Genomic DNA, 13,884 nt, shown 5'->3' with positions numbered 1-13,884 from the left:
GGATGAGAGAAAAAAACAGCCCTGTGTTTACTTGCTAGTAATGAGCAGGTTGGTATCAGATTTCTTGGGTAAGTAAACACTAAAACGGCTTCCTTCACCGAAGGTCGATGTTGCTCGAATCTCTCCACCAGTCTGGCTAAGAATACTTTGAGATACTGAGAGCCCTAACCCGGTGCCATCACGTTTAGTGGTGAAAAAGGGATCAAAAATACGTTTCAGGTTTTCAGGCTTGATTCCGCACCCCTGATCTTCAACATGAATTATCGCCCCTATACTCTCTTCTCCTTTGATCCAATCCTCACTGATGACGGTCAACTGCCCTTCTCCATTCATTGAGTGGATAGCATTCATCTGTAAATTGACTAGTATTTGCAACAGCTGGTTTCGATTTACTTCGACGGATGTTTTGGCATGTAAATCCGTTTTATAGGTAATGTTTCGTTTCTTAGCTCCCGTTTTTACCAACGTAATACTTTCATCGAGAATAGGGTTCACATGTTGCCAAGTGATCTCATCTTGAACACCACCATGACGGCTATATTGCAAAAGGCTGCGAGTAATATTTCTGATGCGATCTATTTGATCCATGATGGCGGTAATCTCTTCCTCTACGCGCTCTGCATCTTCATCTAACTCAAACTTCATCAACTCGACATTTCCCAGTATCACTGCGGTTGGGTTGTTGATTTCATGGGCAATACCGGCCGTTAATTCACCAAGCGCGGCCAGTTTTTCATTCACAACCAATTTATCACGTGTCTGATTAAGCAGTTGTATATGGTGCTCAAGCTGTTGTGTCTTTTCGTGCAAACTTGCGGTTCTGACCTGTACCTTACACTCTAGCTCTGCTGCAGCTTGTTCGATTTGAGCATTTCTCTGCCTGAGTAAATCGAGCATGGTATCGAACTGTTTTGCGAGTTGCGTCAGTTCATGTTGGTCATCTAACCCGATCTTACCAATGCGGGTGTTCTTGCCCATTTGAACTTCTTTCACCACTTTATGGATCTGTTCGATTGGGTTAAAGAGGTCTCTAGAGCCTCGATACACCATGAAACCTGAAATAAGCAATAGGCTAAGAATGGTAAAGGTTATTTCACCTAAGTTAGTTAGGTAGGTTTTCAACAGAGGCCAGATTAAATACCCGGTATAGAGCATCCCTACGACATTATTTTGTTGATCTCTAAGTGGTCGGTAAGCGGTGATATACCAAGCGTCATACACATACGCTCGATCAATCCACTCTTTGCCATCATTCAATACCTTCTGATGAACAGAGTGAGAAACGCGCGTTCCGATTGCACGCCCTTCTCTAATGTCGCTATTAAGTGGAACATTCGTCGAGACACGTAGGTCGTTAAGAAAAATGGTCACGGTTCCAACAGGACGACTAGACGTTCTTTTCTTATTTATGCTTCCACCGAGTGGCTCATTTTTTTCTGCCAGCAGATGGTCTGTATTATTGTTATTACTTGAATCACTCTCAGTCATCAGCTTGTTGCTTGTTGCTGCAGTTGCTTGATGACTTTGCGCCGAATACGCTTTGTGTGCTGGTGGGTAGATAAGATCCCGAATCTGATCGACAAGTTTCGTGCTGTTATTTAACAACAGGCCACCATCAAGAAAGCCTATGATCTCTTTCTCTTGATTCCGGACAGGGATAATTGTCCTACTCACTAGCCCTTGCGTTTCTACCTGAGCTGTACCCAAAATTGGGACTTGAGCTCTATTTGCTAGATCGGGATCTAAATGCTCAAGTTGTCGTTTATCAAGTAAATCGAAAAAAGCAGTTTCGTTTTGAGCGCCCGTTAACTGCCACGGATGCACGACAACATCGTTTGGGTGCCAATGAAGAAAATCTAAGTTATAGCGTACTTTTTGTTTAGTCACCCATTGCGAGATCTCGGTATTTGTTGCTTGCTTATTGACTAATACTCTAAAGTCATAAGAATTTGAGAGCGCATTAACATGATTAGCCTGCTTTTGTTGAAGCAGACTAATGCTGTTATCAGCTACATCTAGGCGCTCGGAGATATTTACCAACGCTTGCTGCCACGTATAATGGATCGACCAATAGATGGTAATTCCAACCAGTGCAAATAGAGTCAGAAATATAGGCGCTGAAGTTAAAAATAGTAACCTATATCGCACCATCGTCTTAAAACGAAAGCGCCATTTAGAGATAAAACCTGTCTCAGCCAACATATTCAGAGCCATCGGTGTCCCACTCTTTAAATTTACGTTCTAGTGTTTTTCTCGCAACGCCTAGCTCTCTTGCCGCAGCTGATTTATTGCCATCGTGATAGTCGACAAGTTGTTGTATATGAGACTTTTCGACATCTTTTAGCGTCCATGAATTTGGGTAACCGATAATATTGTCGGGTTTTCCTTCTGGAATGGATGGTACTTCCATACTGTGTGACACCGTCACTGAAACGTGAGTTGGCGTAGATGTGCCGTTAAGCTCACGCCAGTAGTGAGCAGGCGGTTTCCCTAACAATATGCAGCGTTCCATCAGGTTCTTTAATTCACGTATATTCCCTGGCCATTCGTACTCATCCATTGCGAGTATATCTTCGTGCGCCCATTTAGGCTCTGGCATCGCCAATTCAGCCGCTAACATGCGCGTGAAATACGGTACTAAGTCCATCAGGTCGATACGACGTTCGCGCAAGGGTGAAACTTCGATTTTGAGCACGTTCAGTCGGTAATAGAGATCTCGACGAAAATTGCCTTTATCAACCTCTTCAAGCAAGTTGCGATTCGTGGCCGCAACAACTCGAACATCAATACTCACCTCTTTTTCTGAGCCAACAGGACGAATGGTTCGCTGCTCTAATACACGTAACAGTGCAGATTGCATTGAAAGTGGCATTTCACCAATTTCGTCTAAAAATAGTGTTCCGCCACTTGCGACTCTGAATAGCCCTTCTCTATTTTTTTTAGCTCCCGTAAATGCTCCGGATGTGTGCCCGAACAATTCACTTTCAAGCAACTCTGGCGCAATCGCACCGCAGTTGATGGGGACAAAAGGCCCAGTGCGTTGGCTCGCTTCATGCACACCACGGGCGACTAACTCTTTTCCCGTTCCCGATTCTCCCTCAATAAGAACGGAGGCTCTTGACGGTGCGAATTGAGTGATTAATTGGCGGAGCTGTTTCGTTTTATCTGAGCCACCAATAATTTCTGTTGTCACGTAGCGGTTAAAGTCATGCTGTAGCGCGTATTGCATTCTTTCGCTCAAACGCTTATCCATGCATCGCTGCACTGCTTGTAGCATCTGTTCTAAATTAAATGGCTTGAGAATAAAATCCGATGCGCCCAGTTTTAAGGCTGAAATTGCGGTTTCTAAATCGGCGTAACCCGTCATAAAAATCACATCAGCGCGTTTTTCTGAATCATTAAACGCCTCTTCCCACTCAATGCCTGAACGACCAGGAAGGTTGATATCCAAAATAATAAGATCGTAATGACTACTCATTCTCAGAGATTCTGCGTCATCAATGCATCCCGCGGTATCCACTTTGGCAAACCATTTTCCTAAGGCTTTTTTTAAGATGGTTTGCATCCCCACTTCATCATCGACAACTAAAACAGAGAATGCTTGGTACTGAGATGTATTTTTGTAATCGGTCAGTTTGGACATAGAAAGCCTTAAATATGAATCTGTTAATCATTGGGGAGAGAACCGAATAAGTATATTGACGGTTGATTTCGAGATTATTGAATCTTATGGGACAGAGTGTACCAATACTTCTTATATTCAACCTAACTAATGTGAGACATTTTGTCTGTTTTCTTAAATTATCTCTATAAATCGAGTTTAAAAACAGCATCTTGGTATACTTTACGCAATCAAATAACTTGGCATTAGGTTTGCAATAAGCTCGTGGCTTATCAGATTCGAAATTTAATTTCGGTTATCGTCATACATGAGCATATGCAGATAATCACTCTGCGTTAAATTTAATAACCACATAATGGATTACATAATGAAAGCGATTACAGTTACTTTTGCCGCTCTTTCTCTCGTCAGTTACTCCGCAATGAGTGCCGATGATGCAACTCACGTACGTTTGGCGACAACAACCAGCACTTATCACTCTGGTCTGTTGGATTATTTATTGCCTGAATTCGAGAAAGATTCTGGTTTAAAAGTAGATGTGTTAGCGGCAGGTACTGGTAAATCCCTTCGCATGGGCCAAAATGGTGATGTTGATTTGGTGATGACCCACGCACCAAAAGCGGAAGCGAACTTTGTTGAGAAAGGTTACGGTGTTCTGCCACGTAAATTAATGTATAACGACTTTGTTATCGTTGGCCCACAATCAGATCCAGCGAAAATAGCATCTGAAAAAGATGTGACCGAAGTGTTCAAAAAGATCGCCTCAAATGACGTGACTTTTGTGTCTCGTGGCGACGATTCAGGCACTCATAAAAAAGAGATGGGCATTTGGGCGCAAACGAAAATGGAACCGAACTTCGGAGGTTACCGCTCTGTTGGACAAGGTATGGGCCCAACATTGAATATGGCGTCAGAAATGCAAGGTTACACCATGACTGACCGTGGTACGTGGTTGGCTTATAAAAACAAAATTCAGCTTTCTGTTCTTTTCCAAGGCGATAAGAAACTGTTTAACCCGTATCAAGTGATTTTAGTCAACCCTGAACGTTACCCTAGCATCAATTACCAAGGCGCGAAGGCATTCAGTGATTGGTTAGTTAACCCACGTGCTCAGCAGCTAATTAATGATTTTAAATTAAACGGTAAACAACTGTTTGTAGCAAACGCACAAGAAAAATAGGTCTTAACGGAAACCAATATGAGCCTTTGGCAAACTACGTTAGAAGCATTACATCTGCTGGTGAGTTTAGATACCAATTTATGGGAGATCGTTGCGGTCTCTTCCAGTGTCTCACTTTCCGCTATTTCTCTGGTTCTGTTGCCAGCAATTATGTTGTCTTTCATTCTTGCTTACACTGACTTTACTGGGAAATGGCTGCTGCTTTCTGTCATTAATACACTTCAAGCCGTTCCTACGGTTGTGATTGGTTTGTTGCTGTATATGCTTCTCTCACGGGCGGGACCATTAGGTGATTGGCAAATGCTTTTCACCCAAAAAGCGATGATCTTGGGCCAAATGTTCATCTGTTTTCCTATTCTAGTCTCCATGATGCATGGCGCATTACAATCGAGTGATCGCCGTGCAGTAGAAACAGCCATTACCTTGGGTGTTTCTGTCCCGAGAGTGGCGGCGACTTTAATATGGGAAACCCGTTTTCCACTCTTTGCTGCGACCATAGCAGCATTCTCTCGTATCGTTACCGAAGTTGGCTGTTCAATGATGGTCGGTGGTAATATCATGGGTATGACTCGAAATATTCCAACCGCTATTGCAATGGAAAGCCATAAAGGTGCATTTGCTCAAGGTGTTGCACTCGGTATTGTTTTACTGACACTGGCTCTTATTCTCAATTTTTTCCTTTCTAGTATGAGAGGAAAAGGTTATTTACGGACTTAGGTGCGCGGAATGACGATAAAAATAACCGCTACACAGCTTTCGATGCGTTTTAAAGATCGTGTTTTATTCCACATTCCTGAGCTATCGATTGGCCCAAATGACGCTATCTACTTGAAAGGCGACAATGGCGTAGGAAAAACGACCTTACTTAAAATTTTGTCAGGTTTAGTTAAACCAACAACGGGGAAAGTCGATTGCCCTAACCGCTCTCTGTTTTCGACGATGTTTAGAAAAACCGGCAGGAAAGATGTCATTTATCTGCATCAATCACCCTATCTATTTGATGGTTCAGTGTATCAAAACGTTGTTTATGCCATTCGTTTTCAAAAAGAAGCGACAAAAGACAAACGAGCACAGGTTATTAATGCCCTAAGAATGGTAGGATTAGAGACCCTCGCAGACGAGCACGTTTCAGTCTTATCTGGGGGCGAAAAACAACGTGTCGCAATGGCAAGAGCTTGGATCATAAAACCATCAATACTTCTGATGGATGAACCAAGTGCTTCCTTAGACCAAGAGTCCATTGAGCGATTGGTTGTCATGGCAAAAGATCTGTTACAGAGAGGATCAAGTTTGGTCATTACCAGTCATCAAACCAATGCGCTAACCGATTTATGCAAAAAACAGTGGTGGATTAAAGAGACAACCATGGTTGAATCACCGTTGTTACACGTTATTTCTAAAGAACAAGCACAAGAGAATTCATATGTTGCAACCAACGGAAACTAGTTGGGTCATTTTAGCCGGTGGGCAAGCAAGTCGCATGGGCGGTAAAGATAAAGGATTAGTGGAGCTCAATGGTAAGCCACTAATTCAGTACGTTTTCGATAAACTCTCCACACAAACCGATAGCATTATTATTAATGCTAATCGTAATGTAGAGCAGTACAGCACCCTTGCTCCGGTTGTCTCTGACTCTTTTCCTGATTATCCCGGTCCTCTAGGTGGGATCCATGCCGGTCTTTTGCATGCGGGTACTGATTGGGTTGGTTTCGTTCCTTGTGATAGCCCACAAATTAACAGTGACTTAGTCGCTCGTTTTTGTGCTGAAGTTCAAGTGGATTCGGACATTTTAGTCGCACACGATGGTGATTATAAACAACCAGTATTTACCCTTTTTCATAAGCGCGTATTGCCTAAGCTTGAAGCTTTTTTACAGCGCGGAGACCGTAAAATCATCTTGTTGTATAAAGAGTGTCAAACCAGTTATGTCGATTTTAGTGATTCGCCTACCTGTTTTGTTAATTTAAACACTCCTGAAGAACTTAAGCAATTTGGAACTATTCAATAATGACGACTTCAAATATAAAAGTACCTACACTCCCATTGCTTGGTTTTGCTGCCTACAGCGGTACTGGGAAAACGACCCTTTTAGAGATGCTGTTGCCGAAACTGACCGATGCAGGGCTAAAAATTGGCGTACTTAAGCATGCTCACCACAACTTTGATGTCGACAAGCCTGGAAAAGATAGCCACCGCTTGAGAAAAGCAGGGGCATCACAGATGTTAATTGCTTCACGCAACCGCCATGCTTTAATGACTGAGACTCCTGAAGCTGAGGCCGATTTCGAATACCTGTTGACCCGATTTGATACTGATAAACTTGATTTAATTTTAGTTGAAGGCTGTAAGAATATCGCATTCCCTAAGATTGAATTACATCGGGAAGAAGTGGGTAAACCGTGGCTATACACTAATGACAGTAATATCATCGCGATTGCAGCGGATAGCCGTGTTGAAACTGAACTGCCACAAATGTCGATTAATGACCTTGATGCTATTGCCGATTTCGTCATCCAATATGCTGCTAAGTTCAATGGCCAATCGACTTCTCTAGACTGCAAATCAGCACTTGATTGCAAATCAACATCCAAAAAGAGAGAGATGTCATGCTGTGACACTTTGGCCCCAGCCGCACTTTCGGTTAGTCAAGGACAAGAGAAAATCCTCTCTCTTATTTCTCAGCAAACCCTCACAACATCGTCTCCGTTAATGGCGTCTTATGGCTGTGTATTAAATGAAGATATTGTCTCTCCGATAAATGTTCCGCAATACACAAACTCGGCAATGGACGGTTACGCGATTCGAGGGGATGATCTGGAACGCAATTCCTACAAAATCGTAGCTGAAGTTCTTGCGGGTTACGCTTATGACAAAGAACTGAAACTTGGTGAATCTGTTAAAATCATGACCGGAGCCCCCGTCCCTATGGGCGCAGATACTGTGGTCATGCGTGAGCAAGCGATTGAAGAAAGTGACACTGTAAGTTTTCCTGATGCGCTGATTAAGCAAGGACAAAATGTTCGTCAAGCAGGTGAAGACATTTCTATTGGTCAAACTGTATTTGCTAAAGGTACACGCGTTGAATCTCCGGAAATGGGGATGATGGCATCACTTGGCTTTGGTGAATGCCCTGTACTGCGCAAAGTTAAAGTGGCAGTTTTCTCTACTGGTGATGAAGTTCAAGCCCCAGGAACAGAACAACGCGCGAACTCTATTTACGACTCTAACCGCTTTACTATCATGGGTATGCTGCAAAAATTAGGTTGTGAAGTGCTTGATTTAGGCATCATTGAAGATGATAAAAATCGCATGATGGAAGTACTGAAAAATGCAGCGCAACAAGCGGATTTAGTGATTACGTCTGGTGGTGTGTCTGTTGGTGATGCGGATTACATTAAGCTCGCTCTTGAAAAGTTAGGGCAAATTGATTTTTGGCGTATTAACATGCGTCCGGGTCGCCCACTTGCCTTCGGACAAATTGATGAGAAGCCTTTCTTTGGTTTGCCGGGGAACCCTGTGGCGGTAATGGTATCGTTCATTAATTTTGTTGAGCCTGCGATTCGTAAAATGCAGGGGGAGTCCAATTGGACGCCATTGAAAGTTGCAGCGATTGCGAGTGAACAACTTCGTTCTCGCCAAGGAAGAACTGAGTTCAGCCGTGGTGTTTATACGATGAATGAACATGGTGAATTAGAAGTAAAAACCACAGGTAAGCAAGGCTCTGGGATCCTTCGTTCAATGAGTGAGGCGAACTGTTTGATTGAGATTAGCCCAGCGATTGATACAGTAAAAGAGGGAGAAAGCGTGACAATCATCCCACTACAAGGCAGAATCTAGCCAATATCATTCAAAGAACTTGTTTAAAGATGCAGTTTAGCATTTTTGTTTAAATATTTAGAGAGAATATTCAATGGCTCGTACCATTATCTACACTTATAAAGATGAAGAAAAAACACTGACATTTTCATACGAACATCACCGCAATATCCATGAAGCGGTAGCAGAAGAAGAAGGCATCGATTTAACTGAGTTTCTAAAAATGGAACAGCAAATCGAAGCTATCTCTGATACTAAATCAGTACGAAACTATCGTGATAATCACTTCAGAAAACTTGGTTTTGGTAAAATCACCATGAAGCCAAAAGTAAACCGTGGTGTTGGCGAGAAAGAAGAATAATTTAACAGGTTATTTTGCAAAAACACAAAGGGCCGATTGCTTTACTCTTTACTAGAAAGAGAAATGCCATCAGCCCTTTTTTATTGTGCAGTCGTCTTAACTTGTCCCGTCTTATAACGGCACCTAAATAATTTAATTACTTAATGTTAAGGAAAGCAGCGCCACGAACACCGCCTGAATCACCGTGTTTTGCTTTGATGATCTTCGGACACTTAGCAACAGATAACAGATGCTTCGGAATACGCTTTGGCATCTCTTCATAGATAAGATCGAAGTTAGATAAACCACCGCCAAGCGCGACAACATGCGGGTCACAAGCCGTGAATAGGTTACCAAAACAGATAGCCAGTAGTTCCATAAAACGCTCTACGTGCTCTACTGCGTTCGCTTCACCTTCCGCATGAGCGGTAATGATATCGATCGCTTTCTTCTTCTCACCGTAGTAGTGCTCATAGATAAGCTCAAACCCACGACCAGATAGGTAGCTATCCATACAGCCTTTCTTTTCACAACCACAGCCAAGTAGAGGTGCATTATCACCTAGATGGAACCATGCATCGATAGGAAGACGCATATGCCCTACTTCACCAGCAACGTGGTTACGGCCAGAAAAAACCTTGCCATCATAAATTAAGCCGCCACCAAAACCGGTGCCAAGAATCAGCCCCATCACTGACGGTTCATCTTTTAAATCTTCATCCCATGCTTCTGAAAGAGCAAAACAGTTAGCATCATTTTCAATTTTTACACTACGGCCAATTTTCGCTTCTAGATCTGCACGTAACTGTTTGCCTTTCGCTGCAGGAACATTAACGGTTAATACCGCGTTAGTATCCGCATCTTCCATGCCCGGTAAACCGAGGCCTATCTTACCTTCAACGCCAAGCTCCGCGTCATACTTAGCCACAAGCCCTGCAATGGTGTCGATCAACTTTTGGTAATCGTCGCCCGGTGTAGGCACTCGCTCTGTCGCTACTCGTTCAAGTTTCTCGTTAAAAGCACCAAATTCAATTTTAGTGCCGCCAACATCGAAGCCGTAATACATGAAATCTCTCCTAAAACCGCTCCAAATCCAGAGCGTAAATAATCAACTATTGGCATTATCCATATCCTCCACCCTACAAACCGTGACCTAGTGCGAATTTATCTCTTCACTAGAATCAGTTGAACAACATGTCTGCACATAGTGGTTAAAGATTAGAGGCATCTCTCGGTTTTTTAAACTCAATAAATGTTCTTAGGGATGGTTTTGTTAAGTCAGGGCGATAACGAGTCTTACTTAACATGTAACTTTCTCTGAATGCTTCAAACCATAGCTCAAGTGTTTGTGCGGCCAGCGGTTCTTGTGCCTGCTTTAAGACTAAACTTGCAACCTCAGCGGTAGACAAGTGCTGTTCATTCTCCGATTTTCGCATCATGTATTGAGAAACAGATTCTGGGTTAATGGAAAGCACGGGTAAATGAGCCAAATAATCAGATCTGCGGAATATTTTTCTCGCTTCACGCCAACTGCCATCAATGAAAATCAGTAACCACTTTTTCTCACCTTTCAATGGCGTGTCTAAACTTTCTAATACACGTGTTTTGTCATCAGCATAATCACTTGGGAAAACAATCACGGGCTGGTATTCATCACTATTAAGCAGTGAGAGCATCTCATCATCAGGTTCAGTACGATTCCACTGATAGACAAACCCTTCTTTAACGACGTCCAGTATTAAGCGGCCTGTATTACTTGGTTTCATCACTTCGTTGTCTGAAACAATCAACATCACTGCAAGGTTGGTGTCAAGATCGGGTTGATGTTCACACATGCAGTGATCAACCATGATTTGACAGAACTTACAACGTACAACTTTTGAGCCACGAGCGTTGAAAGGTTTGGTTGAAAGGGACATTCGATGTTCAAATAAGCGGTGAAAAGCGTGGATTCGCATTGATATAAGCTACTACTATAGAAAATTGGCTCGATTGTACTTACAGTAGTGACAGATTCATAGAGGAAGTGATGTCATGCAAGACCCATCAATAGTTCGTTTTAGCTTTTTTATCGTCATTTTTTGTTTATGTGCAATTTGGGAATGGCGATCTCCACGTAAACAATTAACGCAAAGTAAAGGCTTTCGTTGGTTAAATAATGCGGGCTTAATTGTTCTAAACAGTGTCACGCTCAGTTTATTCATGCCGGTATTAGCTTTTCAGGTTGCCATTGTCGCTCATGACCACGGTTGGGGCTTTTTCAATCTTCTCGAACAGAATGCCATCGCGATACCCCTATGGCTAGAAATCATATTCAGTATCATCTTGCTGGATATGATCATCTATTTTCAACACATGATATTTCACCGTGTTGGATTCTTATGGCGGTTACACCGAGTTCATCATGCTGATCAGGATATAGATGTCACAACAGGGGCTCGTTTTCACCCTATCGAGATCGTGCTATCTATGTGGATCAAAATGATATGTGTAATGGCCCTTGGGATTTCACCGCTGGCTGTTGTCGCATTTGAGATTATTTTGAATGGAAGTGCGATGTTCAATCACAGTAACGCTAAACTCCCACTCAAGGTTGATGCATGTTTGCGACGCCTAATCGTTACTCCTGATATGCATCGAGTCCATCATTCTGTGGTCGTCAAAGAGACTCATTCTAATTTTGGCTTCTTCCTTTCGATATGGGACAGAAGCTTTGGTACTTATATTTCTCAGCCGCAACTTGGCCATGATAAGGTGATTATTGGGTTACCTATCTTTAATAAGCCAGATGAACAAAGATTGGATAATATGCTTACTCAGCCGTTTAGAAATAATTAAGGCAATATCCATATATCAGTGTGAGTTTGTTTATGCTTGAACTGCACACTGATACTTATGTAACATCGTTTGCTGTTGGGCTGCAATATCAGCCACTTGCTCAGAACTCTCAACCATAGACTCTAACCTAACCTTAGTCTGTTCCCCTTGCTCACTAATTTGATTGATAGAACGACTGACATCGGCGGTTGCTCGTTCTTGCTCTTCTGTGGCTACGGTGATCTGTTCGACTCTTTGGCTGATGTGGTTCACTGATTGTTGAATATCCCCAAAAGTGGTTTTAACTTCATCGCTGGATATCAACGCCTCTACCATCTCTACTCTAGAGTCTGATATTGCACTACGCGACACTTGGGCCGCATTCACAAGATCATTCATCATCACTCGAATGTTTGACGTCTGTTTCGAGGTTCCACTAGCCAAAGCCCTGACTTCATCCGCAACCACTGCAAAACCACGTCCTTGCTCTCCTGCTCTTGCCGCTTCAATGGCTGCGTTCAGTGCAAGTAGATTGGTGCTTTCGGCAATACCACTAATCAAGTCGACCATTGCTTGAATTTTTGTGACTTTCATATCCAATTCTTGCATCGCGCGATCACTAGAATCTAAAGATTGTTCCAATGACTTTAAACGTTGCCTGTTTTTATCAACAACCTTAACACCAGTCGTTGCTTGACCCGAAGCAGTCTGAGAATCCGAGTATGAATCATTCGTTACGGTTGCAATCTCTTGGATTGAAGCCTCAAGTTCACTCACAGTAGTTACGATACAAGTTAATGCTTCATTTTGTTTATTTAGGCTTCGATTGGAACGCTCTGCGGCATCGTGACTGATTTCAGCTGTTTGGTATAGCATTTCGCAGTTACGCGTCACCATCGAAATAGACTGATTGGTTGAATCTATAACTTGATTCAGTTTTACCGCAAGTTCTCGCATCTCGTACGGCCCAACTTGTTTGAGCTGTTGGGTCAAATTATGAGTGGTGATTTCATTTAAGCCATTTTTGAGGTTATTCAATCCTTTATCGATCCATGCCCTCAAAATGACCCATGACATTGCAACAATGGCAACGATAAATACACCGAATATAATCAACTCTTTTGAGACGGTCTGCATGGTGTTGTGAACGACTTTTTCGCTTTGGGCTATATTATCTCTTGCCATCGTTGATGTTTGATTAAGTAACCCAATGGTACTTTTGGCGATAACCGAAGCCTTTTGTAGCTCGTTATTTTGTTTCTCTATGAATTCAAGTTTGCTGAGGATCTGCTTTAGGACACCGTTAGGTTCGAACCCCTCATTCACCATCTGAAGTGGTGCAACCAAGCTGGCATATTCGACAATATCAGGGTGCCAATGTGAGAAATCATCAAAAGCAAGCTTAATTCCAGCTTGTCGATTTCGCATCTCCTTATACAACTTTAATGCGCTTTCTGTTGTTGTTTCCATCATCATTAGAAGAAACGAACTTTCCATAGACGTTGCACTTGAAATAAAACGGTTCGCTGAATCCGAAGCTTCAGGGTTTTCGCTTACGAGGAACATACTAATGCGGTTCATTTCTGGCCCAATGGAATTCAAACCGTAACGAAAAGCGGTGGCGTTCGAGGATATGAGAGCCTGCTGTGCAACTATATTTTTTTGACCTTGCATCACGGACTCGGTGATTTGATGTAGTTGCTGCAAGCTGTGTTTTAGCTCTTCAAGTTGATCGATTGATATTGTTGAGTCCGCACTTTTTGCGATGGCTACCAACGATGACAGCTTTTGATTACTGAGGCTTTTTAGCTGCTGAATTCTTTCTTGCACAGGTTTTAGTTGGGCTTCTGATTCAACTTGAGTCCCATAATTTATGAGTTTTACTTGTTCTAGAATATTTTGTGTTAGCTCTGCATTATTAAATGCAAGCGGTAGAGCTTGAGTCGAAAGATTGTTAAATTGAACCGTAATTTTCTCAAGCCCTTTATTACTGGCGATAATGAGTGCAAGAACTAGTGAGATGAGCGCAATAAAAATAAAGCTGATCGTTTGAGTAATGGATGGGTTCCGTGGAAAAAGCGATTTAAATACACCAATTAAATATTTCAT

At 42.5% G+C, this 13,884-nt stretch carries 12 protein-coding genes; 7 read left to right on the top strand and 5 right to left on the bottom strand.

The annotated features are described in order from the left end of the window. Positions 1-27: 27 nt before the first annotated feature. Both F0249_RS11300 and F0249_RS11295 read right to left on the bottom strand, forming a co-directional pair. The gene (locus tag F0249_RS11300) at positions 28-2,214 is read right to left on the bottom strand and encodes a HAMP domain-containing sensor histidine kinase (RefSeq protein ID WP_171756735.1); all 2,187 of its coding nucleotides are present in this window, start codon (positions 2,212-2,214) and stop codon (positions 28-30) included. Beyond that, complete coding sequence (locus F0249_RS11295; protein WP_171756734.1) at positions 2,192-3,643, bottom strand: sigma-54 dependent transcriptional regulator; 1,452 nt, start codon at positions 3,641-3,643, stop codon at positions 2,192-2,194. The genes F0249_RS11300 and F0249_RS11295 overlap by 23 nt, the downstream gene beginning before the upstream one ends. A gap of 346 nt (positions 3,644-3,989) precedes the next feature. On the opposite strand from F0249_RS11295, the gene F0249_RS11290 reads away from it, so the two are divergent. From F0249_RS11290 to F0249_RS11265, 6 genes are all read left to right on the top strand, one after another. Beyond that, positions 3,990-4,802, top strand: a complete 813-nt coding sequence (locus F0249_RS11290; RefSeq protein WP_171756733.1) for a substrate-binding domain-containing protein — start codon at positions 3,990-3,992, stop codon at positions 4,800-4,802. An 18-nt stretch (positions 4,803-4,820) separates the two neighbouring features. After that, positions 4,821-5,519 carry an ABC transporter permease gene (locus F0249_RS11285; protein ID WP_171756732.1) on the top strand — a complete coding sequence of 233 codons (699 nt, stop codon included), beginning with the start codon at positions 4,821-4,823 and terminating at the stop codon, positions 5,517-5,519. A 9-nt stretch (positions 5,520-5,528) separates the two neighbouring features. Continuing rightward, positions 5,529-6,248 (top strand): energy-coupling factor ABC transporter ATP-binding protein, encoded by a 720-nt coding sequence (locus F0249_RS11280; protein ID WP_017051570.1) that lies wholly within the window; start codon positions 5,529-5,531, stop codon positions 6,246-6,248. Next, positions 6,226-6,810, top strand: coding sequence for a molybdenum cofactor guanylyltransferase MobA (mobA, locus tag F0249_RS11275; protein WP_171756731.1), 585 nt, complete (start codon positions 6,226-6,228; stop codon positions 6,808-6,810). The genes F0249_RS11280 and mobA overlap by 23 nt, the downstream gene beginning before the upstream one ends. After that, the gene (locus F0249_RS11270; protein ID WP_171756730.1) at positions 6,810-8,639 is read left to right on the top strand and encodes a bifunctional molybdopterin-guanine dinucleotide biosynthesis adaptor protein MobB/molybdopterin molybdotransferase MoeA; all 1,830 of its coding nucleotides are present in this window, start codon (positions 6,810-6,812) and stop codon (positions 8,637-8,639) included. The genes mobA and F0249_RS11270 overlap by 1 nt, the downstream gene beginning before the upstream one ends. A 73-nt stretch (positions 8,640-8,712) precedes the next feature. Then, positions 8,713-8,979 carry a DUF2960 family protein gene (locus F0249_RS11265; RefSeq protein ID WP_017051573.1) on the top strand — a complete coding sequence of 89 codons (267 nt, stop codon included), beginning with the start codon at positions 8,713-8,715 and terminating at the stop codon, positions 8,977-8,979. A 136-nt stretch (positions 8,980-9,115) separates the two neighbouring features. Here the strand turns inward: F0249_RS11265 and nagK are convergent, their stop codons facing one another. Continuing rightward, positions 9,116-10,024, bottom strand: coding sequence for an N-acetylglucosamine kinase (gene nagK, locus F0249_RS11260; RefSeq protein WP_113795552.1), 909 nt, complete (start codon positions 10,022-10,024; stop codon positions 9,116-9,118). A 145-nt stretch (positions 10,025-10,169) separates the two neighbouring features. Beyond that, positions 10,170-10,916 (bottom strand): tRNA-uridine aminocarboxypropyltransferase, encoded by a 747-nt coding sequence (locus tag F0249_RS11255; protein ID WP_113795554.1) that lies wholly within the window; start codon positions 10,914-10,916, stop codon positions 10,170-10,172. A 76-nt stretch (positions 10,917-10,992) separates the two neighbouring features. Between F0249_RS11255 and F0249_RS11250 the strand changes: the two genes are divergently transcribed. After that, entirely contained in the window at positions 10,993-11,796 is an 804-nt protein-coding gene (locus tag F0249_RS11250) for a sterol desaturase family protein (protein ID WP_171756729.1), read from the top strand. Positions 11,797-11,826: 30 nt separating this feature from the next. Here the strand turns inward: F0249_RS11250 and F0249_RS11245 are convergent, their stop codons facing one another. Further along, positions 11,827-13,884 carry a methyl-accepting chemotaxis protein gene (locus tag F0249_RS11245; RefSeq protein WP_171756728.1) on the bottom strand — a complete coding sequence of 686 codons (2,058 nt, stop codon included), beginning with the start codon at positions 13,882-13,884 and terminating at the stop codon, positions 11,827-11,829.

It is taken from the genome of Vibrio sp. 03-59-1 (assembly GCF_013114135.1).
Classification (GTDB): Bacteria; Pseudomonadota; Gammaproteobacteria; order Enterobacterales; family Vibrionaceae; genus Vibrio; species Vibrio cortegadensis.
This window is presented reverse-complemented; position numbering and strand designations above follow the sequence as displayed.

What these genes read in the sequence shown, in the direction of transcription:
- F0249_RS11285 (WP_171756732.1), top strand. Translation starts at nt 4,821, where the DNA reads ATGAGCCTTTGGCAAACTACGTTAGAAGCATTACATCTGCTGGTGAGT.
- F0249_RS11280 (WP_017051570.1), top strand. Translation starts at nt 5,529, where the DNA reads ATGACGATAAAAATAACCGCTACACAGCTTTCGATGCGTTTTAAAGAT.
- F0249_RS11290 (WP_171756733.1), top strand. Translation starts at nt 3,990, where the DNA reads ATGAAAGCGATTACAGTTACTTTTGCCGCTCTTTCTCTCGTCAGTTAC.
- F0249_RS11265 (WP_017051573.1), top strand. Translation starts at nt 8,713, where the DNA reads ATGGCTCGTACCATTATCTACACTTATAAAGATGAAGAAAAAACACTG.
- F0249_RS11270 (WP_171756730.1), top strand. Translation starts at nt 6,810, where the DNA reads ATGACGACTTCAAATATAAAAGTACCTACACTCCCATTGCTTGGTTTT.
- mobA (WP_171756731.1), top strand. Translation starts at nt 6,226, where the DNA reads ATGTTGCAACCAACGGAAACTAGTTGGGTCATTTTAGCCGGTGGGCAA.
- F0249_RS11250 (WP_171756729.1), top strand. Translation starts at nt 10,993, where the DNA reads ATGCAAGACCCATCAATAGTTCGTTTTAGCTTTTTTATCGTCATTTTT.
- F0249_RS11255 (WP_113795554.1), bottom strand. Translation starts at nt 10,916, where the DNA reads ATGCGAATCCACGCTTTTCACCGCTTATTTGAACATCGAATGTCCCTT.
- nagK (WP_113795552.1), bottom strand. Translation starts at nt 10,024, where the DNA reads ATGTATTACGGCTTCGATGTTGGCGGCACTAAAATTGAATTTGGTGCT.
- F0249_RS11295 (WP_171756734.1), bottom strand. Translation starts at nt 3,643, where the DNA reads ATGTCCAAACTGACCGATTACAAAAATACATCTCAGTACCAAGCATTC.
- F0249_RS11300 (WP_171756735.1), bottom strand. Translation starts at nt 2,214, where the DNA reads ATGGCTCTGAATATGTTGGCTGAGACAGGTTTTATCTCTAAATGGCGC.
- F0249_RS11245 (WP_171756728.1), bottom strand. Translation starts at nt 13,884, where the DNA reads ATGAAATATTTAATTGGTGTATTTAAATCGCTTTTTCCACGGAACCCA.